General features: G+C 43.3%; 19 protein-coding genes, 1 tRNA gene, 1 pseudogene and 1 riboswitch. Of the genes and pseudogenes, 15 read left to right on the top strand and 6 right to left on the bottom strand.

The genetic code is table 11. The features are described from left to right. Positions 1-199 precede the first annotated feature (199 nt). The 8 genes and pseudogenes from KHQ79_RS22385 to rhaA form a co-directional block, all read left to right on the top strand. A pseudogene (locus tag KHQ79_RS22385) lies at positions 200-1,096 on the top strand (cache domain-containing protein); the annotation flags it as partial. After that, positions 1,091-2,041: a methyl-accepting chemotaxis protein gene (locus KHQ79_RS22390; RefSeq protein WP_373695041.1), complete on the top strand. Its 951-nt coding sequence runs from the start codon at positions 1,091-1,093 to the stop codon at positions 2,039-2,041. The pseudogene KHQ79_RS22385 and the gene KHQ79_RS22390, both read left to right, overlap by 6 nt. Before the next feature lie 112 nt (positions 2,042-2,153). Beyond that, on the top strand, positions 2,154-4,142 hold the full coding sequence (locus tag KHQ79_RS08635; protein ID WP_225514820.1) for a methyl-accepting chemotaxis protein: 1,989 nt from the start codon (positions 2,154-2,156) through the stop codon (positions 4,140-4,142). 137 nt (positions 4,143-4,279) lie between these two features. Then, the gene (locus KHQ79_RS08640; RefSeq protein ID WP_225514822.1) at positions 4,280-6,349 is read left to right on the top strand and encodes a bifunctional aldolase/short-chain dehydrogenase; all 2,070 of its coding nucleotides are present in this window, start codon (positions 4,280-4,282) and stop codon (positions 6,347-6,349) included. 57 nt (positions 6,350-6,406) lie between these two features. Next, positions 6,407-7,183 (top strand): rhamnose catabolism operon transcriptional regulator RhaR, encoded by a 777-nt coding sequence (gene rhaR, locus KHQ79_RS08645; RefSeq protein WP_225514824.1) that lies wholly within the window; start codon positions 6,407-6,409, stop codon positions 7,181-7,183. A 4-nt stretch (positions 7,184-7,187) separates the two neighbouring features. Continuing rightward, positions 7,188-8,648: a rhamnulokinase gene (gene rhaB, locus KHQ79_RS08650; RefSeq protein WP_225514826.1), complete on the top strand. Its 1,461-nt coding sequence runs from the start codon at positions 7,188-7,190 to the stop codon at positions 8,646-8,648. Between the two features lie 14 nt (positions 8,649-8,662). After that, the gene (rhaM, locus tag KHQ79_RS08655; RefSeq protein WP_060399363.1) at positions 8,663-8,977 is read left to right on the top strand and encodes an L-rhamnose mutarotase; all 315 of its coding nucleotides are present in this window, start codon (positions 8,663-8,665) and stop codon (positions 8,975-8,977) included. A gap of 25 nt (positions 8,978-9,002) precedes the next feature. Beyond that, complete coding sequence (gene rhaA / locus KHQ79_RS08660; protein WP_225514829.1) at positions 9,003-10,277, top strand: L-rhamnose isomerase; 1,275 nt, start codon at positions 9,003-9,005, stop codon at positions 10,275-10,277. 40 nt (positions 10,278-10,317) lie between these two features. Here rhaA and iolU read toward each other — a convergent pair whose 3' ends face one another. Next, on the bottom strand, positions 10,318-11,304 hold the full coding sequence (gene iolU, locus KHQ79_RS08665; protein WP_225514831.1) for a scyllo-inositol 2-dehydrogenase: 987 nt from the start codon (positions 11,302-11,304) through the stop codon (positions 10,318-10,320). 180 nt (positions 11,305-11,484) lie between these two features. Here iolU and KHQ79_RS08670 point away from each other — a divergent pair, with 180 nt between their 5' ends. The 3 genes from KHQ79_RS08670 to KHQ79_RS08680 all read left to right on the top strand — a co-directional run bounded on the left by KHQ79_RS08670 (position 11,485) and on the right by KHQ79_RS08680 (position 13,753). Beyond that, on the top strand, positions 11,485-12,651 hold the full coding sequence (locus tag KHQ79_RS08670) for an AI-2E family transporter (protein WP_100276246.1): 1,167 nt from the start codon (positions 11,485-11,487) through the stop codon (positions 12,649-12,651). A 92-nt stretch (positions 12,652-12,743) separates the two neighbouring features. Next, positions 12,744-13,574 carry an undecaprenyl-diphosphate phosphatase gene (locus tag KHQ79_RS08675; RefSeq protein ID WP_003242240.1) on the top strand — a complete coding sequence of 277 codons (831 nt, stop codon included), beginning with the start codon at positions 12,744-12,746 and terminating at the stop codon, positions 13,572-13,574. A 106-nt stretch (positions 13,575-13,680) separates the two neighbouring features. Next, positions 13,681-13,753: transfer RNA gene (locus KHQ79_RS08680), tRNA-Ala, on the top strand. A 107-nt stretch (positions 13,754-13,860) separates the two neighbouring features. Here the strand turns inward: KHQ79_RS08680 and KHQ79_RS08685 are convergent. Beyond that, on the bottom strand, positions 13,861-14,346 hold the full coding sequence (locus tag KHQ79_RS08685) for a cysteine dioxygenase (RefSeq protein WP_225514833.1): 486 nt from the start codon (positions 14,344-14,346) through the stop codon (positions 13,861-13,863). Between the two features lie 99 nt (positions 14,347-14,445). Here KHQ79_RS08685 and KHQ79_RS08690 point away from each other — a divergent pair, with 99 nt between their 5' ends. From KHQ79_RS08690 to KHQ79_RS08705, 4 genes are all read left to right on the top strand, one after another. Further along, positions 14,446-14,715 (top strand): hypothetical protein, encoded by a 270-nt coding sequence (locus tag KHQ79_RS08690; RefSeq protein WP_225514835.1) that lies wholly within the window; start codon positions 14,446-14,448, stop codon positions 14,713-14,715. Positions 14,716-14,875: 160 nt separating this feature from the next. Next, positions 14,876-16,411, top strand: coding sequence for an MFS transporter (locus tag KHQ79_RS08695; RefSeq protein ID WP_225514836.1), 1,536 nt, complete (start codon positions 14,876-14,878; stop codon positions 16,409-16,411). A gap of 151 nt (positions 16,412-16,562) precedes the next feature. Continuing rightward, positions 16,563-17,411: an exo-glucosaminidase LytG gene (gene lytG / locus KHQ79_RS08700; RefSeq protein WP_003242246.1), complete on the top strand. Its 849-nt coding sequence runs from the start codon at positions 16,563-16,565 to the stop codon at positions 17,409-17,411. Positions 17,412-17,519: 108 nt separating this feature from the next. Continuing rightward, positions 17,520-17,783 carry a YiaA/YiaB family inner membrane protein gene (locus tag KHQ79_RS08705; protein ID WP_003242249.1) on the top strand — a complete coding sequence of 88 codons (264 nt, stop codon included), beginning with the start codon at positions 17,520-17,522 and terminating at the stop codon, positions 17,781-17,783. Between the two features lie 36 nt (positions 17,784-17,819). On the opposite strand, the gene ktrB is transcribed toward KHQ79_RS08705, so the two are convergent. The 4 genes from ktrB to gbsR form a co-directional block, all read right to left on the bottom strand. Next, on the bottom strand, positions 17,820-19,157 hold the full coding sequence (gene ktrB / locus KHQ79_RS08710; RefSeq protein WP_225514838.1) for a Ktr system potassium transporter KtrB: 1,338 nt from the start codon (positions 19,155-19,157) through the stop codon (positions 17,820-17,822). Between the two features lie 6 nt (positions 19,158-19,163). Beyond that, entirely contained in the window at positions 19,164-19,832 is a 669-nt protein-coding gene (gene ktrA / locus KHQ79_RS08715) for a potassium uptake protein KtrA (RefSeq protein WP_225514840.1), read from the bottom strand. 72 nt (positions 19,833-19,904) lie between these two features. Then, positions 19,905-20,053, bottom strand: a riboswitch (cyclic di-AMP (ydaO/yuaA leader). Between the two features lie 145 nt (positions 20,054-20,198). Further along, positions 20,199-20,744, bottom strand: coding sequence for a biofilm surface layer hydrophobin BslA (gene bslA, locus KHQ79_RS08720; protein WP_225514842.1), 546 nt, complete (start codon positions 20,742-20,744; stop codon positions 20,199-20,201). A 206-nt stretch (positions 20,745-20,950) separates the two neighbouring features. Continuing rightward, complete coding sequence (gbsR, locus tag KHQ79_RS08725; protein ID WP_003242257.1) at positions 20,951-21,493, bottom strand: transcriptional regulator GbsR; 543 nt, start codon at positions 21,491-21,493, stop codon at positions 20,951-20,953. Positions 21,494-21,576 lie beyond the last annotated feature (83 nt).

Here is a 21,576-nt window from a genome sequence, read left to right on the forward strand (position 1 = left end):
TATTTACCCATTTCCTGCCGATATGAAGGGTAGCATAAAAAAGGAGAAATGAATGATGAAAAAAATACTCCAACTCATAAAACAAAGATCAATTACACGGAAACTTCTCGTTTCCTTTCTGTCGATCCTCATCATACCGGTTGTCATATTGGCAGCCATTGCTTATCAATCGGCAAGCAGCTCACTCGACAGACAGATGATGGGGAGCGCATTGGAAAATGTACAGCAATTAAACGAAATTATTAACACCAGCATCGGTGAAAAAGAAAACAGCGCCGCTTACTTCAGCGAATGGCTGACAAAAGAGAGATATAAAGCAAAAAGCAATGCAAGCATTAAAGAGAAATTCTCACAATATATCAGCATTAATAAAGATGTAGAATCCATTTATACAAGTGACAAAAACGGGCGCTTCACCCGTTACCCGGATCTTCCGATGCCGAGCGGCTATAATCCGGTTGAACGCGACTGGTACAAAAAAGCGGTTGCGAATAAAGGAAAAGTTGTTGTGACTGACCCTTATAAAACCGCTTCTACAAATACAATGGTTGTGACAATCGCCCAACAGACAAAAGATGGTTCAGGCGTTATCGCAATCAACATGACGATTGAAAATCTGCTGAAAACAACTAAAAAAGTCAATATCGGTAAACAAGGCTACGCATTTATCATGACGAAGGACAAAAAGGTTGTCGCCCATCCTAATGAAACCTCAGGAACTGAATTGAAGGGCGACTGGCTCGACAAGGTGCTAAATGCGGATAAAGGCGATTTTCAATACACGATGGACGGCGATAAGAAAAAAATGGCCTTTGACACAAACAAGTTAACGGGATGGAAAATCGGCGGGACCATGTATTTAGATGAAATTCATGAGGCAGCCCAGCCTGTCCTTCACATTGCTTTAATTGTCTTGGCAGCAGCTATTATCATAGGGATTATCGTTATGACATTGATCATTCGGTCGATTACAACGCCGCTGAAACAGCTCGTCGGTTCCTCTAAGCGGATCAGCGAGGGAGACTTGACGGAAACCATTGATATCCGTTCAAAAGATGAATTGGGCGAACTCGGCAAAAGCTTCAACAATATGGCGTCGTCACTTCGTTCTCTCATACACGCCATCCAGGATTCGGTAGACAATGTTGCGGCTTCCTCTGAGGAGCTGACCGCATCAGCCGCGCAAACGAGCAAGGCAACAGAGCACATTACATTGGCGATTGAACAATTTTCTAACGGCAATGAAAAACAAAACGAAAACATTGAAACCGCAGCAGAGCACATTTATCAAATGAATGACGGATTGACGAATATGGCTCAAGCTTCTGAAGTAATTACAGATTCATCTGTTCAATCGACAGAAATTGCAAGTGAAGGCGGCAAGCTTGTTCATCAAACCGTCGGCCAAATGAACGTCATTGACAGGTCCGTTAAAGAAGCAGAACAAGTCGTACGCGGATTGGAAACGAAATCGAAAGATATCACCAATATTTTGCGTGTAATTAACGGTATCGCAGATCAGACAAACCTGCTTGCCCTAAACGCAGCGATTGAAGCGGCGCGCGCAGGCGAGTACGGCCGCGGCTTCTCCGTTGTAGCGGAAGAAGTGAGAAAGCTGGCAGTTCAATCAGCAGATTCAGCAAAAGAGATTGAAGGATTAATCATCGAAATTGTGAAGGAAATCAATACATCTCTCGGCATGTTCCAGTCTGTCAATCAAGAGGTGCAGACAGGCCTTGATATCACAGATAAAACAGAAATGAGCTTTAAACGCATTTCTGAAATGACGAACCAAATCGCCGGCGAACTGCAAAATATGAGTGCGACGGTTCAGCAGCTTTCTGCGAGCTCTGAGGAAGTTTCGGGAGCATCCGAGCACATTGCATCGATTTCAAAAGAAAGTTCAGCTCATATCCAAGATATCGCGGCATCAGCCGAAGAGCAGCTTGCTTCCATGGAAGAAATCAGCTCGTCAGCAGAAACCCTTTCGTCTATGGCGGAAGAGCTTCGCGACATGACCAAACGATTTAAAATCGAATAATGAGCCCAAACACCCAAGCCTGTACGCTTGGGTGTTTTTTTTAGTTTTTTTATTAAACCTTTTATCCTAGTTTGACGATATTAGATTTAGCTTAAAGGAGGAGTCAGCAAGAATGGGAAAATTCATAAAATGGATCAAACAGCCATCGATCAGCAAACCGCTTATCGCTGCATTTCTGGCAGTGCTTATTTTGCCGGTTGGGGTTTTAGCATATTTCAGTTATCAATCAGCTTGGAACGCGTTAGACAGAGAGCTGATAAACAGCGCGAAGGGAAATGTTGAAGAGCTCAACAGTACGCTGCAAAATAAACTGGAAGATAAAGTGAAAGCAATAGATTATTATAGTGAGACAATCGATAAAGACATATTACAAGGCAAAAACAAAACCTTACTGAAAGAGAAACTTAAGCAGTACACGAGACTAAACGACGATGTAGGAGCAATCTATGCGGCTTCCGAAAGTAAGAAGCTTTACAAATATCCGGATAGCGGTGTCCCTAAAGGCTTCGATCCGACAGGACGTGACTGGTACAAACAAGCCGTTGCGAAAAAAGGACAGGCTGTTTTCTCAGAACCGTATACTGATGAAGCAACAGGGGATATGGTTGTCACAATTTCAAAACAAATAAAAGACGGCTCAGGAGTCATAGCACTTGATTTAAATCTGGATGAAGTGCTTACTGCTTCACAGAGAATCAAAATCGGCAAAAATGGCTTTGCATTTATTACAACAGGCAACAAAAAATATATCGCCCATCCGACGATTAAGCCTGGGACAACAGGATCAGGCAACTGGACAAACCAAGTATATTCCAAAGAAGACGGCTCATTTGAATATATCTTCGAAGGCAAAGAAAAGAAAATGGCCTTCACGACTAATAAACTGACAGGCTGGAAAATCGCGGGCACATACTTTGTCAGTGAATTGCAAGATGCTTCAAGTCCGGTACTGAACACAGCGGTTATCATTCTATGCGTGTCAATTGCGATCGGCGGCATACTCATTCTCTTTATTATCCGGGCCATCACCAAGCCGTTAAGAAAACTGGTTTCTACATCCGCGAAAATCAGCAGCGGGGATCTCACAGAAGTCATTGACATTCACTCGAAAAACGAGTTCGGCCAGCTTGGCGAAAGCTTTAACGAAATGTCTGCATCATTGCGTTCTGTTATTGGTGTCATTCAAACGTCTGTAGAAAACGTGGCATCATCTTCTGAAGAGCTGACGGCAAGCGCAGCCCAAACAAGCAAAGCAACTGAACACATTACACTCGCCATCGAACAGTTCTCAGATGGCAATGAGGCGCAAAGCGAGAAACTGGAAACAAGCTCAAACCATCTTTCTCAAATGAACCACGGGATTTCAAAAGTGGCTCAAGCCTCTTCAACGATTACGAAATCATCGATCCAGTCCTCTGAGGCAGCGGGCAGCGGAGAGAAACTGGTTGAACACACAGTCGGCCAAATGAAAACAATCGACCAATCCGTTCAAAAAGCGGAAGCGGTTGTGAAAGGTCTAGAAACAAAATCGCAAGACATCACAAGCATCTTGAATGTGATTAACGGTATTGCTGATCAAACCAACCTGCTTGCATTAAATGCTGCGATTGAGGCGGCAAGAGCGGGAGAATACGGAAGAGGCTTCTCAGTAGTAGCGGAAGAGGTTAGAAAACTTGCCGTACAATCAGCAGACTCAGCTAAGGAAATTGAAGGGTTAATTCAAGAGATTGTCAGAGAAATCAGCACTTCACTTGCGATGTTCCAATCCGTGAATCATGAAGTGAAGGAAGGCTTGCAGATTACTGACCAAACAGCGGAAAGCTTTAAACAAATCTATGAGATGACAACTCAAATTTCCGGCGAATTGCAAAACCTGAACGCGACGGTGGAACAGCTGTCAGACGGATCACAAGAAGTGTCAAGTGCGGTTGAAGACATTTCTGCAGTGGCGAAAGAAAGCTCTGCAGGCATTCAAGACATCGCAGCTTCGGCGGAAGAACAGCTTGCGTCTATGGAAGAAATCAGCTCTTCAGCTGAAACGTTGGCAAACATGGCGGAAGAACTTCAGGACATCACGAAGAAATTTAAAATTGAATCGTAATGGAAAGAGAAAGCGGCATATCCTGCCGCTTTCTTTTTTTATTAAAACAAAAATAAACAAAAAGAATTCAAAATCAAACAAAGATCATATATAATGAAAGCGGATACAAATAAAAAGGGGACGGAGGAATATCAAATATGGTGAAACATGTATGGGATTCAGATCATGCTGCACAGCTGCAAAAAGGGGTAGAGGAATTGGTGTACAGGTCCAATCTGATCGGGTCAGATCGCACTGTCTGCAACTGGGGCGGCGGGAATACGTCTATGAAAACAACGGAAAAGGATTTCAGAGGCCGTGAAACAGAAGTCATGTGGGTGAAAGGAAGCGGTTCTGATCTGGCAACAATGAGAGCGCATAACTTTACTGGTTTGAGATTAAATGACATCCGCCCGCTGATCGAAAGGGACCACATGTCAGATGAAGAAATGGTAGACTACTTGTCTCATTGTATGATTGACAGCAAGCATCCCCGCCCTTCAATTGAAACGCTGCTACACGCTTTTTTGCCATACAATCACGTTGACCATACCCACCCCGATGCGATTATCAGCATTTGCTGCGCTGATAATGGAAAACAAATCGCTGAAGACATTTACGGAAACCGGTTTGTATGGGTGCCATACGTACGCCCTGGATTTACTTTATCTAAAATGATCGCTGAAGGCGTAGCGAACAATCCCAACGCAGAGCTTGTGTTAATGGAGAAACACGGATTAGTCACTTGGGGCGAGACGTCTGAAACATGTTATGAAAAAACGATATCCATCATTCAAGAAGCTGAGCAGTATATTAACGATCGTATCAACCAACATGAGATATTCGGAGGCAAAAGATATCAGCCGCTGCCGGAGGATCAAAGAAAACAAATCTTAGCAGCCATCATGCCTGTGATCAGAGGAGCTGTCAGTGAAGAAAAGAAAATGATCCTTTCCTATGATGATCATGATGACGTCTTAGAATTTGTCAACAGTGTCCAAGCGCCAGCGCTTTCGCAAATCGGTGCGGCATGTCCGGATCATCTTGTTCACACAAAGCGGGTTCCGCTGTACATTGAGTGGAATCCGAAAACTCAAGATGTGCATAAGCTGGCGGATCTGATCAAATCAGGAGTCGAACGTTTTACATCAGAATATCAGGCTTACTTTACACGCAATCAGCAGGAGGGGGACCAAATCTTTGAATCAGCCCCGCGGGTAATATTGATTCCTGGCATCGGAATGGTGAATACGGGAAAAAGTTACGCCATGTCTAAAGTAAGCGGCGCTTTATATCGGAGGGCCATCGCTGTTATGAAAGGGTCAACAGCTTTTGGGCACTTTGTTTCTTTAAATGAAAATGAATCCTACCATGTCGAATATTGGCCGCTAGAATTATACAAGCTCACGCTGGCCCCGCCGGAAGCAGAATTTTCCCGTAAAGTAGCGTTGATAACAGGAGGAGCCGGCGGAATCGGCAGTGCAGCATGCCGCCGCTTTGCAGCTGAAGGAGGGCACGTGATCGCAGCTGATCTAAATATAGAAGGCGCACAGAAAATTGCCGGGGAAATAAACGATGCATACGGAGAAGGACGGGCAATGGCTGTCAAAATGGATGTGACAAAGGAAGAAGAAGTACAGTCAGCCTTTGAACAAGCGGCGCTTGCTTACGGCGGCATTGATATCGTCGTCAATAATGCCGGGCTGGCCACATCAAGCCCATTTGACGAAACAAGTCTAAAAGAATGGAATCTTAATATGAACGTATTAGGCACAGGCTATTTTCTTGTGGCTCGTGAAGCGTTTAAACAAATGAAACAGCAAAACAGAGGCGGAAGTATGGTATTTGTCGGATCGAAAAATTCAGTTTATGCGGGTAAAAACGCATCTGCCTACAGCTCTGTAAAAGCGCTTGAAACCCATTTGGCAAGGTGTATCGCAGCTGAAGGAGGAGAATACGGCATTCGGGTAAACTCCGTTTTGCCGGATGCGGTTCTTCAAGGATCGGCTATCTGGGGATCAAACTGGCGGGAGGAACGGGCCGCAGCATACGGGATTGAACCAGATCAGCTTGAGGAACATTACCGGAAACGCACGGCGTTGCTCGTCGATATTTACCCGCAGGATATTGCCGAAGCCATCGCATTTTTCGCTTCTTCTAAAGCCGAAAAAACAACGGGCTGCATGATCACGGTAGACGGCGGCGTCCCTGCTGCTTTCACGCGTTAGAAGTATGCTATGATAAAAATAACAAGACGGATTACGATATGAGGAAGGGCGTTACCGATGCTAGTAGCAGAACGGCAGCAAAAAATAGTAGAAATAGTGAATATGCGTTCAAGCATCCGCGTATCCGAATTAAGTGACATATTTTCTGTCACAGAAGAAACCATTCGGCGCGATCTTGAGAAGCTTGAGAAAGAACATAAACTGAGCCGAAGCCACGGAGGAGCGGTCAGTATTCAGCAGCAGGAATCAGAAGTTCATTTTTCTGAACGGGAAATCACAAATGTCATAGAAAAAAAAGCCATCGCTCACGAAGCAGTCAAATATGTAAAGAGCGGAGACCGAATCATTCTCGATGCAAGCACCACCGCCTGGTACATGGCGAAAATACTCCCTGATATTGAGCTCATCGTCATTACAAACTCAATGAAGGCAGCTATTGAACTCAGCAATAAAGAAAACATATCAGTCATTTCAACAGGCGGCATTTTGCTGGCAAAATCATTATCGTTTGCCGGCCCGTTAGCAGAGCGTTCACTTGAGACCTACCATGTCAACAAAACCTTTCTGTCATGTAAAGGATTTGACTTAAACAACGGGATGAGCGACTCAAACGAGTGGCAGGCACTGCTCAAAAAACGGATGATCGAAAGGTCTGATCAGACCATTTTGATGGCCGATTCAAGCAAATGGGGGAACCGCGAGTTTTCACATATCGCCTCGCTGCAAGATATCAGCCGCCTTATTACTGATTCCGGACTTGATCCGGTATCGGTAAAAGCTCTTGAAGACAAAAAGGTGAACGTGACAGCTGTTCCCCTTCCGAAGAGAGGGTGAAAGAATGATATATACTGCCATTGATATAGGCGCATCAAGCGGGAGAGTCATGGTAGGTGAACTGAAGGAAGGGAAGCTTGAAGTACAAGAGATTCACAGATTCGCTAACGGCTTCATTCAAAGAGACGGACATTGTTTTTGGGATATCGATCATTTGCTAAAACAAATCCTGCAAGGACTGCAAAAGGTGAAAGCGCTTGGGTATGAACGCTGCACCGTCGGTATTGATACATGGGCAATTGATTATGTCTTACTGGACGACAAAGGCAATCGTTTGCAGGAAGTGATGTCCTACCGGGATAAAAGAACAGAACACACAATAGATAAACTGGAACACACCCTGTCAAAAGACACAATCTATCAAAAAACAGGAATACAATTTCAGCCTTTTAACACGATTTATCAATTGTATGAAGAAGACCGTGAGCTGCTGAAAACAACAGACAAAATTATAATGGTTCCTGATTATTTAGGCTATTGTTTAACCGGAAAAGCCGTAACGGAAATTACAAATGCATCCACAACACAGCTTTTAAACGTCTCAACTGGAAAGCTTGATCCTGAATTGCTTAAAGCCGTGTCTGTTCAGGAACATCAATTTGCGCCGCTGACTGAGCCGGGGCGTGAGCTCGGCATGCTGAGAAATGATTGGTTCCCGGATTATGATCTGCCGGCTTGCAAGGTGATAACAGTCGCAACGCATGATACTGCCTCGGCCGTCATCGCGGCTCCAGGTGTAAACGATAGCTGGGCGTATATCAGCAGCGGAACATGGTCGTTAATCGGGGTTGAAAACAAAACGCCGATATTAACTGATCTGGCTTTAAAAAACAACTATACAAATGAACGCGGCGCAAACAACACCATTCGCTTTCTCAAAAACATCATCGGCATGTGGGTGATACAGGAAGTAAGACAACAATTACAAGCAGATTACTCTTTCCAGCAGCTTGCAGAAGAAGCCCGAAAAACAAAACCATTCCTGCAGTTTATAAACTTAAATGATGAACGTTTCCTGAATCCAGACAGCATGATGGAGGAAATACAACATTATTGCAGAGAAACCCGCCAGAAGATTCCCCGCACTGCAGGCGAACTTGCCTGCTGCATCTACAGCAATTTAGCCATCATCTATGCGATAGCCATCAAAGAGCTGGAAACGATCACAGGAAATTCGATTCAGCAGCTTCATATCATTGGCGGCGGAGCCCGGAATGACTTCTTAAATCAATTAACGGCAGACATGAGCGGAAAAGCGGTATACGCAGGGCCCATAGAGGCAACCGCCATCGGAAATATACTAATGCAAATGATTGCTGCCAAAGAAGTCAAAGACATAAAAGAAGCCCGGCAAGCCGTCAGAAATTCCTTTCCGATCAAAGTGTTTACACCTAAAGACATTGACAGAAGCACGATCATTCAGTCATTTCGGCAAACTGTTTTGAAAGCGCTATCTAAAAGGTGAAGAGGTGATTAGGTGTGAAAAGAAAAGCCAGTATCATGTTTGTCCATCAAGACAAGTACGAGGAATACAAACAGCGGCATGATGACATTTGGCCTGAAATGGCAGAAGCACTCAAAGCTCATGGAGCGCACCATTATTCCATTTTTTTAGACGAAGAAACAGGCCGGCTTTTTGCTTATTTAGAAATAGAGGATGAGGAGAAGTGGAGAAAGATGGCGGACACTGAAGTTTGCCAGAGATGGTGGAAATCGATGTCGCCATTAATGAAAACCAATCCGGATTTCAGTCCTGTTTCGATAGATCTTAAGGAAGTTTTTTATTTGGATTAAAAAACTGAAAAAGGGAGAGAGACGCATGACCATAAAAGCCAATTATGACAGTGCAAAACAGGCGTATGAAAAATGGGGAATCGATGTTGAAGAGGCGCTTCGGCAATTAGAGCAAGTGTCCATTTCAATCCACTGCTGGCAGGGTGACGACATTGAAGGCTTTGAAGTAAATAAGGGTGAGCTTTCAGGCGGAATTGATGTGACCGGCAATTATCCCGGAAAAGCGCAAACCCCTGAAGAATTAAGAAGAGATTTGGAGAAGGCTCTTTCTCTCATTCCTGGAAAGCACCGCGTGAACCTGCATGCGATATATGCAGAAACAAACGGGGAAGCGACTGAACGGGACGAATTGAAGCCGCAGCATTTTGAAAACTGGGTGAAATGGGCAAAAGATCTCGGTCTTGGTTTAGATTTTAATCCCACCTTGTTTTCGCATGAGAAAGCGGCAGACGGACTCACCCTTTCACACCCCGATCCGAACATCAGGGAATATTGGATCAGGCATTGTATCGCGTGCCGCCGTATTGGGGAATACTTCGGGAAAGAATTAGGCACACCTTGCTTGACGAATATTTGGATTCCCGACGGCTATAAGGATATCCCAAGTGACAGGCTGACACCGCGTAAAAGATTAAAAGAATCACTGGATCGGATCTTCGCAGAGGAGATCAGTGAACAACACAATCTTGATTCAGTCGAGAGCAAGCTGTTCGGGCTTGGTTCCGAATCATATGTTGTCGGATCTCATGAGTTTTATCTAGCTTATGCTTTGACGAATCATAAGCTTTGTTTACTTGATACAGGCCATTACCACCCGACTGAAACGGTATCAAATAAGATCTCGTCCATGCTGCTTTACACAGATAAACTCGCCTTGCACGTGTCCCGTCCCGTTCGCTGGGATAGCGACCATGTTGTGGTTTTAGATGATGAATTGAGAGAAATCGCGCTTGAAATTGTACGCAATCAGGCACTTGAGAAGGTCGCTATCGGCCTCGATTTTTTCGATGCCAGCATTAACCGTGTTGCCGCCTGGACCATCGGAACGAGAAATATGGTCAAAGCTATATTGTATGCCTTACTTCTCCCGAACGGCTATTTAAAACAATTGCAGGAAGAGGGCCGCTTTACAGAAAGGCTGGCGCTGATGGAGGAGTTCAAAACATATCCTTTCGGGGCCATCTGGGATTCCTACTGTGAACAAATGGGCGTGCCGGTAAAAGAGGCATGGCTCCATGACATAAAAGAGTATGAACAAAAGGTGCTTTTAAAAAGGAATGCATCTACTCCGATTGTCTAATAAAAAATCCGCCGCGGCCTTTGCACGCGGGCGGATTTTTTTAGGCTTGATCGGCAGGGTACACAATCCCCATTTGCTTTCTTGCTTCTTCCATGATTTTGGCGGTGATCAAAGACCGTTCAAATGTATTTTCTTCCGATTCCTGCTTTTTCTCTTTTATGAGCGTGACAAATTCTTCTGCTTCGTAGAACATCGCCGGTTTAGGATCAGGAATCGAGATGTTTTCGAGGCGGCCGTCGCGATAGCGGATTTCCACTCGTTCAGGCCGGTGAATCGTATCGATCACAATCGTTCCGTCTTCACCCTGGATTTCCGCCGGGGCATAAGAAGTAGAGATTTTAGAATGCATCAAAACGGCTTCGAACTCGTCGTAAGACAGAATGACGGTTCCTTCTCCATCCACTCCGGAAGACAAAGCATATCCGTTTGCCTTCACATTCTGCGGCTCACCAAACAGCACGACTGCAGGATAAATACAATAGACACCGATATCCATTAATGATCCGTTGGAAAGCTCAGGCTGAAACGCATTCAAGACGGTTCCGTTTCTGAATGCGTCATACCGTGAGGAGTACTGGCAGTAGCTTGCGGTAAATCTGCGGACAGTGCCGATTTTATGTAAGTGGTTTTTCAGCTCTTTGAAATTCGGCAGGAAAGTGGTCTTCATCGCTTCCATGAGGACAACGCCGTTTGCCTTAGCCGCTGAGATCATCTCTTCCGTTTCTTTTGCATTCGAAGCAAACGGCTTCTCACAAAGCACATGCTTGCCATGATCCATAAAGAGAACGGCTTGTTCCTTGTGAAGGGCATTCGGACTGGCTATGTATACGGCATCAAAGCAATCGCTTGCCGCCATTTCCTGAAGATCTGAGAAGGTGTGCTCAGCACCGTGTTTAGCGGCAAACTCGGCAGCTCGTTCAGCCGATCTTGAATAAACGGCTGTCAGCTGAAAATCTTCTATCTCCGCTGCTGACTCAAGAAAGCGGTCTGTAATCCAATTGGTTCCTACTATTGCAAAACGTATCACTCTTATCGCTCCTTTTGTATGATATAGCTAAATTATAGCTTAAAAAGGAGAAAAGCACATGATAGATCAAATCACATCTTTAAAGCAAGGAGGTTTTTCCAACAATTAGCGGTTATTATTTTTCATTATAGGGACGATAGTGTACAATTTAATTAAACTAAGTATGACGGAGGAACGATAGTGGAGACGTTGCAAACATGGAGCGGCAGATTCAAGCGATTCTTCTTGGACAATAAGTTTGTTTTATTTTTGCTTGTGCTGCTGCTGATTGGTTTAAATATTCTTGTTTTTACAAAAACATCATTCATTTTCACCCCGATTATTGTTCTTCTCAAAACGATTTCACTGCCGATTATTTTAACGGGTATTGTGTTTTATCTGTTAAACCCAGTCGTCGATTTCCTTGAGAGAAGAAGAATAAGAAGAATCTATTCTATTTTGCTGTTATATCTATTGATTATCGGGCTGATCACGATCACGATCGTGTCCATCATCCCCTTTTTAAAAGAACAAATTATGAGCTTGATTGACAACATCCCGAGATATGTGGATATCGTAGAAAGTCAGACGAAACAGCTTATCGGCAGCAATTTCGTCAACCAGGCCCAGCAAACGATGAACATCAATATATCTGATCTCGCAACAAAGATTTCAGATCAGGCGGCGACGATTGTGAACAGCACCTTTACCGGCGTTGGGAATTTTATCGGCGCACTGACTGAGATCATCATTTCGATCGTCACGGTTCCGTTTATTCTTTTCTATTTATTAAAAGACGGAAGAAAGTTGCCGGTCTATATACTGAAGTTTGTGCCGACTCGATTGAAAGAACAGACATATACAGTCTTAAGCGAAATGAATCATCGGTTAAGCTCTTATATCAGAGGCCAGATCATTGTCAGCTTCTGTATCGGGTTTTTGCTGTTTATCGGTTATTTGATTATCGGGCTGGATTATGCTTCATTGCTAGCCGTCATTGCGGCTTGTACAAGCATCGTTCCATATTTAGGACCGACGATTGCCATTACGCCAGCGATTATCATCGCCATAGTGACATCGCCGCTCATGCTGCTTAAGCTGGTCATCGTATGGACCATTGTTCAGCTGATTGAAGGGAAATTGATCTCTCCGCAAATTATGGGGAAAAACCTTCACATCCACCCGATTACGATTATTTTTCTGCTATTAACAGCCGGCAAGCTGTTTGGCGTTGTTGGAATCATTCTGGCAATTCCGGGTTATGCAGTTGCCAAAGTCATTACAACACATTTATTTGACTGGTTTAAAATGCAGTCACACTTATACGATGAAGAAAAAAAAGAAAATACGTCGGGTCATAAAGTGTGATTTTCGTTTATAGTTATGTAAGACGGGCTTTCCATTTATGGAAAGCTCCCGTTATGTAAAAAAATAAATGTCTAATGGGGAGAATCAAAATCATGACTCTATGGGAATTGTTTGTAGCTGCCATTTTAGGAATCGTAGAAGGATTGACAGAGTACGCGCCGGTTTCTTCGACAGGACATATGATCATAGTAGACGATATCTGGCTTAAATCAAGCGATCTGATGTCAGAAGAAGCTGCCAACTCATTCAAAGTGGTTATTCAGCTAGGCTCCATTTTAGCGGTAGCGATCGTGTTTAAAGACCGGATTTTGAATTTGCTCGGCTTAAAAAAGAATATTACAAGCGACCAGGAGCAGGGACATAAATTAAGCATTGCGCAAATTGCCGTCGGGCTCGTGCCTGCAGCTGTCCTCGGCTTTTTGTTTGAGGATTACATTGATGAATATTTATTTTCCGTTAAAACTGTTGCCATCGGTTTAATCGCCGGGGCAGTCCTGATGCTTTTTGCTGATTGGGTAAATAAACGGAAAACAGCGACAGACACTCTCGACCGCATTTCATATAAGCAGGCAATAGGGGTCGGCTTATTCCAATGTCTTGCCCTTTGGCCGGGTTTCTCGCGTTCAGGTTCAACCATCTCCGGGGGCGTTATTCTCGGATTAAACCACCGCGCGGCAGCCGACTTTACGTTTATTATGGCGATGCCGATCATGATGGGAGCGAGCTTTTTAAGCCTTGTGAAGCATTGGGACAGTTTAAGCTCGGACCTGATGCCGTTTTTCATCGTCGGCTTTATCTGCGCCTTTGTTGTCGCACTGTTTGTCGTCCGTTTCTTCTTAAAACTGATCAACAAAATCAAACTCGTCCCATTTGCCATCTACCGAATCATCCTCGGTGTGATATTACTTTTAATCATGATGTAAACCGAAAAATAAGGCTCTTTTGGAGCCTTATTTTTTCTGTTCATTCAAGAGGAAACAGCTTGTTTTTCAACAAAAAATCATCTATAATAAACATGACGTTACATACGGGGCCATAGCTCAGCTGGGAGAGCGCTACGCTGGCAGCGTAGAGGTCAGGGGTTCGAGCCCCCTTGGCTCCATACCTTTAAACCCTTATTCTATAAGGGTTTTTTTGTTTTTAATAAAAGGATCATTCGCTGCCCCCTTCTGTTGATCCTAAGTCAAAGTAGAGCAGTTCACCTGTAAATCATGAACTTTCCAATACACCACTTTGTTCCTCAAAGACCGTCATGTCTTCCAAAGGGGGGGAGTAAACATGAAGAGACACCATTCGTTCGGAAGCAGGATTGGACATTTTGTGAATTAAACCTTTAGTTGAAATAAGACATTCTCCTTTGTGGACAAAGTATGAATTGGAGAGTTCTGCGTGATCGCCGGTTGAGCGATAAATAGAATTGAGAAGTTTTCCTTCTAACACCATTGCGCAACCAATGGATTGACCATGATCATGTACTGCTGTCTCCTTGTGTGGCGGAATGTTAATAACGATAACTTCCAATTCGTTGTTTCTAAAGATTGCATTTCGGCCGTAAGCGTACTGGTCTGGTTCCTTAATATACGGTTGACTCAATGTTGATGCGTGTGGAATTTGTTTTAAAGAAGTTTTCAAATCTTTAACCGATGGATTTTTCAAGCCGCTAAAAATGTTTTGGATACACTCATACAGTTCCATACGTTTTTGCCTCCCGGGTCATTTATTGACTAGCATAGGTATTTCGCAGATTAATTCATGATATTTACCTATATACAATTTAGAGGCGGCAAACGCCTAGTGAACACAAAAAAATGTGCGGCCAACAACTTATTCATGTTTATTAATTCGAATTTTAATAAAAAAGTGAACGGAAAAGCGCCGCCGTTACCTAAGAAGAAGGCGAAAGATTTTTCCGATGCACTTTTAAAATGGCTTACTTTGATTGACTCGGTTATGGAAGCTCACGAAGTGGAGTTCGAGCCCTATGGCTCCGGGCAAAGCTGTTCGTGTTTTGTGCTTGAAATTTGCGCCATTGACAAAACACCATCGGTTTGGAATAATGTTTGAGTATATGCTCATTTATTCACATATTATCATAAAATAATATCATGTCCCCTGATGGGGAGAGAATTAGAATGAAAGCTAATGGCATGCAAAATCTATTAGCTTCTTTTGTTTTCAAAAAAAGATGTGTTTCGTATGTATTCATATAGGAAGGAATGACAACATGAAGACAGCAAAACACTATTGGGTGATTTCTTTGCTTGCCGTTTTAGCGGTCGGGCCGGGATTGATGTCTAACACGGCGTTGTCGTCAGTTCAAGGCCTTGTTCAGAAGACGGTTGGAACAAGTGACTTTACATCAGTAAATCCAATATTGATCGGCAATATGGCCTTTGCTTTATTAGTGCCGGCAGGACCGCTGCTGAGGAAAAAATTCGGTGCCCGTCCGATCTATTTGGCTTCATTACCTGTTTTTATACTTGGCTCACTGCTCTTCGCATTTTCGAGCGATATTGCATGGATGGCGGCAGGGCGCTTTTTACAGGGAGCGGCTACAGGCGTCATGCTGATGATTATGATCCCTATGCTTGTTCTGTCATTTCCGATTGACCGCAGGAATTATGCACTGCTGGTGCTGATCGGGGGATTTTATGGCTCTGTTATCATCGGTACGATCCTAGGAACAATTGCAACAAGCTACGGCCACTGGAGATGGCTGTTTTTTATCTTTGGCGCACTGTCACTGATCGGTGTCGCGGTGAGCTATTTCTTTCTTCATGATGAGCATCATGGGGCGGCAGAACAAGAACAGCCGCTAGATGGTGCGGGAATCCTTTTATCTGTTTGCCTTGCCGCAGCCTCAGCGGTTACTTTCATTTTTCTGCAAAAATGGGGGCTTTCATCAGGTTATGTATGGACGGGTTTCGGGATTACGTTATGTTTGCTCCTTGTTCTATTGATTGTGGAATATAAAGTGAAGAACCCCTTTATTTCTATTAAACTGATGCTGCTGCCAAAACCGGTGCTCGGCTTATTTATCATAGCTGCAGGGACGATAACGGTAGCTGTCAGCCTTGCTGCTTTTCAAGGCTTACTCCGTCAAATGTATGATATTTCTCAGGAGCATCTCATTCTTTTAAACTTGACTCTTTTAATCGGAGTGGCGATCGCGGCCATTTTGAGCGCACTGTTTTATGATAGAGTCGGGCCAGGGATGCTCGGTATTATCGGCGGCCTCATTCTCGTGTTTGTGAATTTTCAATGGCTGCATATGCAGGATCAATCGTCACTCTCTATATTCGCAGTGCTGTTTATTATGCTTGCGGCTGGAACAGGGCTGACAGTTGCCGCTGGGCTGATGGGAGCTGCTATGGGCGGCCCGCTGCCTGATTTGGTCAAGAGAATGACAGCTGTTCAGTTTTTAAGATTGTTTGTCTATATGGGAGTTCCAATCCTCATCGGCATCTTTACGAAAAAAGATGCTGCCAGACAAAGCGGTTCGATGCAGGATTCTATGATGACTGCTTATCATGATCTCTTTTTCATTTCTTTTGTCCTGAGCGTGCTGCTCGTTTGTTTATCATTCTGTATGAACGCCACAGGTATGGGGCACAAGCTGGCTCATAAACCGCATGATAAAGCGAAACCGGCCGTTTCAGCACATGGACTGTCAAAGGCTGCTGTCAAATCACATAAAGTGATACATGATACAGAATATCGTAATGCACTCAGAAAGTTTAAACAGAATTTTGATATATGATCAAAACCTTTTCCTTGAGGGAAAAGGTTTTTTGTTTGCAATCCTTTCACAACTTTATCCCTAAAGAATTGAAAAATATTAGAAGTGCAAGTAAAATTCTAAAAGTAGATTCTTTTACATTCGTAATCTTTTAACTTGAAGGAAGGTTTTCATGGCCCGTAAAAAACTGAAAAAACGTAGACTCTTCATTTCACTATTTTTCATTGTATCGATTCCGCTAGCCCTGTTTGTATTAGCGACAACTTTATCAAAACCGATTGAAACATCCAAAGAACCTGAAGAAATTGATGAACAGCAAGTATTTATTGACAGCCTGTCCGGACATGCACAAATTTTGTATGAGAAATATCATGTCCTCCCCAGCATCACGATCGCTCAGGCCATTCTCGAATCTGACTGGGGGAACAGCGAGCTTGCTGCTCAGGCCAACAACCTTTTTGGCGTAAAAGGAAATTATAAAGGCCATCACGTCACGATGGAAACGGACGAATTTGAAAAAGGGAAAAGAAAAACCATTCGCGCGAAGTTTCGAAAATACAGCACGTTTTTTGAATCTATGAATGACCACGCCCAGTTGTTTGTCCGCGGCACATCGTGGAATAAAAAGAAGTATAAACCGGTGCTTGAGGCTGAGGATTATAAGGAAGCGGCAACTGCCTTGCAAACAGCAGGATATGCTACAGACCCTGACTACGCTGACAAAATCAGCGCTATTGTAGAAAAATACGATTTAGATGAGTACGATGAGGTAAATCCATCCCTGAAATCAGTGGATTTATACGGTTCTATCAAAGACAGTGCCGTTCAAGACGTATGGTCCAAGCCTTCTACTGATGATCGGTCCATTAAACTGACATCTGCCCAATCTTACGTCGGCAAGGACATAAAGGTTGTATCTAAAAAGCAGAAAGGCCAGTCCGTATGGTACCAATTTCAAATCAATGATAAACTCATCGGCTGGATTGATGATTCAGCTGTTGAAATAAAGGAAGCAACCTGAGACCTTTTTACTGGTATTTTTAATTCTTTGTTCCATTCCGGGGAATTTGAGGTATAATATTCCACGGAAGTTATCACTTATTGACTATGCTTTCAGGAGGGAACAAAGGTGCAGAAATATAGACGGAGAAACACGGTTGCTTTTACAGTATTAGCTTATTTCACTTTTTTTGCGGGAGTATTTTTGTTTAGTGTCGGACTCTATAATGCTGATAACCTGGAACTCAATGAAAAAGGCTACTACATTGCTGTTATGATACTTGTAGCGGTCGGTGCGATTCTTACACAAAAAGTGACCCGTGATAACGCAGAAGATAACGAAATCATTGCGGAGCAGGAAAAAAGACAAAATCAATCTCATATCGAATCATAAAAAAATCCGGCGCCTAAATCGCCGGATTTTTTGTTATCATCCCGTAAATACCTCGCCGTCAGGGTAACGAATATTTGATTTCTCTGTTCTCGCGAATGAAAAGACGAACGTCAAAGGACCAATTCTTCCGATGAACATGATGACAATAATAATACATTTTCCTGCTGCTGTGAGTTCAGGAGTCAATCCCATTGATAGACCGACAGTTCCGAATGCGGAAAAGGTTTCAAATACAATTTGAATAAAGGGCGCTTGTTCTGTGATCGTCAGGGCGGAAATTCCTAAAAACACGATGAACAGACTGGTGACGCTCACAGCTAAAGCCTTAATGATAATCGGATATTTGATGGAACGGCTGAAAATAACCGTTTCTTTTTTACCTCGCAAATAAGCGATAACAGACGTTAAAATCACGATGAACGTAGTCAGCTTAATGCCGCTCGCCGTTGAGGCGCTTCCTGCTCCGATAAACATCAATAATAAAGTAAATACAATTGTTCCTTCTCTCATGCTTCCGAAATCGAGGGAATTGAAGCCTGCGGTTCTCGGCGTCACTGCCTGAAAATAGGAAGCCCACAGTTTATCCCCTACATGCAGGTGGCCAAGCGTGCCAGGGTTGCTGTACTCTAAAATAAAGATCACAAGCATAGCAATCGCATTCAGAATCAGCGTTCCTGTCAGCATGAGCTTCGTATGTAAAGAAAAGGCTTTAAAGCGCCGATGTTTCATAACGTCAAACAGAACTGTAAATCCGATCCCTCCTGTAATAAATAAGAAAGTAATCACAAGGTTCACTGTAGGATCGCCAACGTAGCTCATCAAATTATCCGGCCACAACGAAAACCCGGCATTGTTAAAAGCAGATATCGAGTGAAACAGACTGGCAAACAAGCCGGATGCCAAGCCATACTGAGGCACAAGCCGGATGGATAAAATGAGTGCTGCTATCAATTCAATACTAATCGAAAACAGAAACAGGACTTTGACAAGGCCTATGACGCCGCCGATTGTCGGCTGGTTTAAGGCTTCCTGGACAAGCATTCGTTCTTTTAATCCGATTTTTTTTCCTAATATCATGACGATCAAAACGGCAAATGTCATAAATCCAAGCCCGCCGATCTGAATCAGCCCCATGATGACCGTTTGCCCGAAAAGTGTAAATTGAGTGCCGGTGTCGACAACTGGAAGCCCTGTAACGGTTGTAGCGGAAGCCGCAGTAAAAAGGGCGTCTATCCATGACAATGGCTTCGTTGTAGAAATCGGAAGCATTAACAGCCCAGAACCGATGATAATGATAAGGAAAAAACCGATTGCAAGCACTTGAGGCGGTGTAAACCGAACCCATTTGATCACTTTATCCTTTTGAATTGTCACCTTTGTCTACATCCCTTCGTTTTCAAAACGTTTAATATCCTTTTTGTGCCCCATGATTACCAGGCAATCCTGTTCGTGAATGATGTCTTCAGGTGCGGGAGAAAGACGAATACCTCCATGATGTTTAATAGCCAGGATCGTGCAGCCGTACTTCGCTCTTACATTCAGATCAATAATCGATTTTGAATCAAGCTTGCGTGTTGCCAGCAGCTCGACAATACTGTAATCATCAGATAAATCAATGTAATTCAAAACGTTTTCATCAGAAAGGCTTTGTGCGATTTTGACGCCCATATCCTTTTCAGGATGAATAATGCGGTCAGCGCCGATTTTTTCAAGCACCTTATGATGATAATAGTTTTGCGCCTTTACCCAAATGTTCGGGATGTCAAACTCCTTTAATAATAAGGTAGTCAGCGTACTCGCTTGAATATTCGCTCCGATGGCAACAATCACATATTCAAAATTACGTATTCCCAATGAAAGCAATTCGTTCTCTTCGGTGGCGTTGGCAATCACTGCATGAGTTGCGTAAGAAGCGTATGCATTTACCTTTTCTTCGTTGATATCAATCGCAAGGACCTCGTGGCCCATTCTATGCAGCTCTTTGCAAATGCTGCCGCCAAAACGGCCCAGCCCGATCACGGCAAATTGCTTATTTTTAATTCTTCCCAATGTTCATATCTCCCTTAGTAAATTAACGTTTTTGAAGCAAAAAAGGCCATTGCAAAGAATGGCCGAAAATAGACCTCCTCTCTGTATACGCCTACGAGGTTAGCTGTCGGATTAGGGATTCAGAGTACCCCCTCTTACTTAGTAAGATTCACCCCAAGGCTGTTAATAAAACAGCCAATCGTTGGTTCCCCCGTTCGTGTTTGATTAAGCGGTAAAAGAGTTTGTATGAAATTGAACACTCAAGAATTTACTCCTGTTTCTAGTGTTTGTCAATTTAAATTTTAAACAAGAAAAAAGATAACTGGAAATAGAGAAAAAAGGGGAGGTGAAAACGCAAAAAAGACCGGCGTGAACCGGTCTTTTAGATTAGTTGCAGCCGCATGGCTGAGTCGGAGGAGTGCTGCGCTTAGCCACGTCAATGCTGGCTTCTGCGTAAAATTTATTTCCGATGCTCAACGATTTATTCTCCGCACGGAAAGTATATGTACCAGCGGCAGGAAGTGTTTTGTTATTCAGTTTTAATTTAAATTCGCCAGCTCCTAACAAATCAAGTGCCAGAGGAATTCTTACTGTTTTCCCGTTGTTGAGGATCTGTGTTGTACGCAAAGCATTTCCGTTCAACGTGTCTTTCGTATTTGCAGTAAATCCGCTTGGCAATGTAAATTCCATAACGCCAAGGCTGAGAAGCGTGTTTGGACGATACGTCAATTCGATATCAGAGAAAGACCATTCAGTTTTGCTGGCCCCTGTGATTGTTGCAAACAATGAAGCTGATGACTGTGTTCTCATAGTAGACTCGGTATGAGCGGAAGTTGATTTAGATTCAGCCGCGAAAGAAGCTGTAGGTGCAGAAACGAGTAAGCCGAGACTTAATGCACTGATTGCCAAAGAAGATAATAATTTGCGTTTCATAATAAAGTTCCCCCTAAAAAGTTATAAAATATACAGGCCTGCCCGCTTTTCACCTCCTCTGAATGGCCAAATACAAATTTTACCTACATAAAATTACCATCAAATATTTTGGAAGTAAATGGGGTGTTTTTCCCGTATTTTTCAAATTTGTAGTAATTACATATAAACGAACAAAAAAACGCCCGGTTTCCCAGGCGTTTTCTGTTTTACTTTGTTTCGATCGGTATAAACTTAAAAATTTCCCCGCTCTGCACCGATTCAGCAAGACGTTTCAGCCAGTCATAGTAGGCTTTAGAGCTTTCCAGCTGCTCGTATAACTGGAGCGCTTCATTTTTTATGTCCTCACTGAGACCTTCCTTGCTTAAAACCTCTTGTAAATCAGCCTGAGCTTCCTCAATCGCTGCGACATTCACTTGAACTTCCCGCTCCCATTTTGGCGGAAAGAAATTAGTGAAAAATTTAAAGAAATCTTTTTCAGCCACAAATGTATGCTTACGGATGCCCCGGTGAAATGTTTTTTTCACTACATTTAAGTCCTGAAGCTTTTTGACACCTGTGCTCATGCTTGGCTTGCTCATTTGCAATTCCTCACGCATTTCGTCAAGCGTCATCTCATCCCTCATATACATCGTCCCATATAAGATCCCGACACTGCGGGTAATTCCGTAAAGATCCATCGTTTCAGCAATGGAGTCGATAACAAGATCCCGTGCCTGTTCTATAGTTGCAAACTCTGGATTTTCATCCATACTGACCCTCTTTTCCTTTAGAAAATTAAATTCGTTAAGTTATTTCTTTATGTTCTTTATCTTAACGAAACATAAAGAAAAGT

This window comes from Bacillus sp. TSO22 (assembly GCF_020223595.1).
Classification (GTDB): domain Bacteria; phylum Bacillota; class Bacilli; order Bacillales; family Bacillaceae; genus Bacillus; species Bacillus inaquosorum.

Excerpts from the sequence above, each read along its gene's own strand:
- KHQ79_RS08635 (WP_225514820.1), top strand. The coding sequence starts at position 2,154 with ATGGGAAAATTCATAAAATGGATCAAACAGCCATCGATCAGCAAACCG.
- KHQ79_RS08685 (WP_225514833.1), bottom strand. The coding sequence starts at position 14,346 with ATGGAACTGTATGAGTGTATCCAAAACATTTTTAGCGGCTTGAAAAAT.
- rhaR (WP_225514824.1), top strand. The coding sequence starts at position 6,407 with ATGCTAGTAGCAGAACGGCAGCAAAAAATAGTAGAAATAGTGAATATG.
- rhaB (WP_225514826.1), top strand. The coding sequence starts at position 7,188 with ATGATATATACTGCCATTGATATAGGCGCATCAAGCGGGAGAGTCATG.
- KHQ79_RS08675 (WP_003242240.1), top strand. The coding sequence starts at position 12,744 with ATGACTCTATGGGAATTGTTTGTAGCTGCCATTTTAGGAATCGTAGAA.
- KHQ79_RS08640 (WP_225514822.1), top strand. The coding sequence starts at position 4,280 with ATGGTGAAACATGTATGGGATTCAGATCATGCTGCACAGCTGCAAAAA.
- bslA (WP_225514842.1), bottom strand. The coding sequence starts at position 20,744 with ATGAAACGCAAATTATTATCTTCTTTGGCAATCAGTGCATTAAGTCTC.
- KHQ79_RS08695 (WP_225514836.1), top strand. The coding sequence starts at position 14,876 with ATGAAGACAGCAAAACACTATTGGGTGATTTCTTTGCTTGCCGTTTTA.
- gbsR (WP_003242257.1), bottom strand. The coding sequence starts at position 21,493 with ATGGATGAAAATCCAGAGTTTGCAACTATAGAACAGGCACGGGATCTT.
- lytG (WP_003242246.1), top strand. The coding sequence starts at position 16,563 with ATGGCCCGTAAAAAACTGAAAAAACGTAGACTCTTCATTTCACTATTT.
- rhaA (WP_225514829.1), top strand. The coding sequence starts at position 9,003 with ATGACCATAAAAGCCAATTATGACAGTGCAAAACAGGCGTATGAAAAA.
- KHQ79_RS22390 (WP_373695041.1), top strand. The coding sequence starts at position 1,091 with ATGGCGTCGTCACTTCGTTCTCTCATACACGCCATCCAGGATTCGGTA.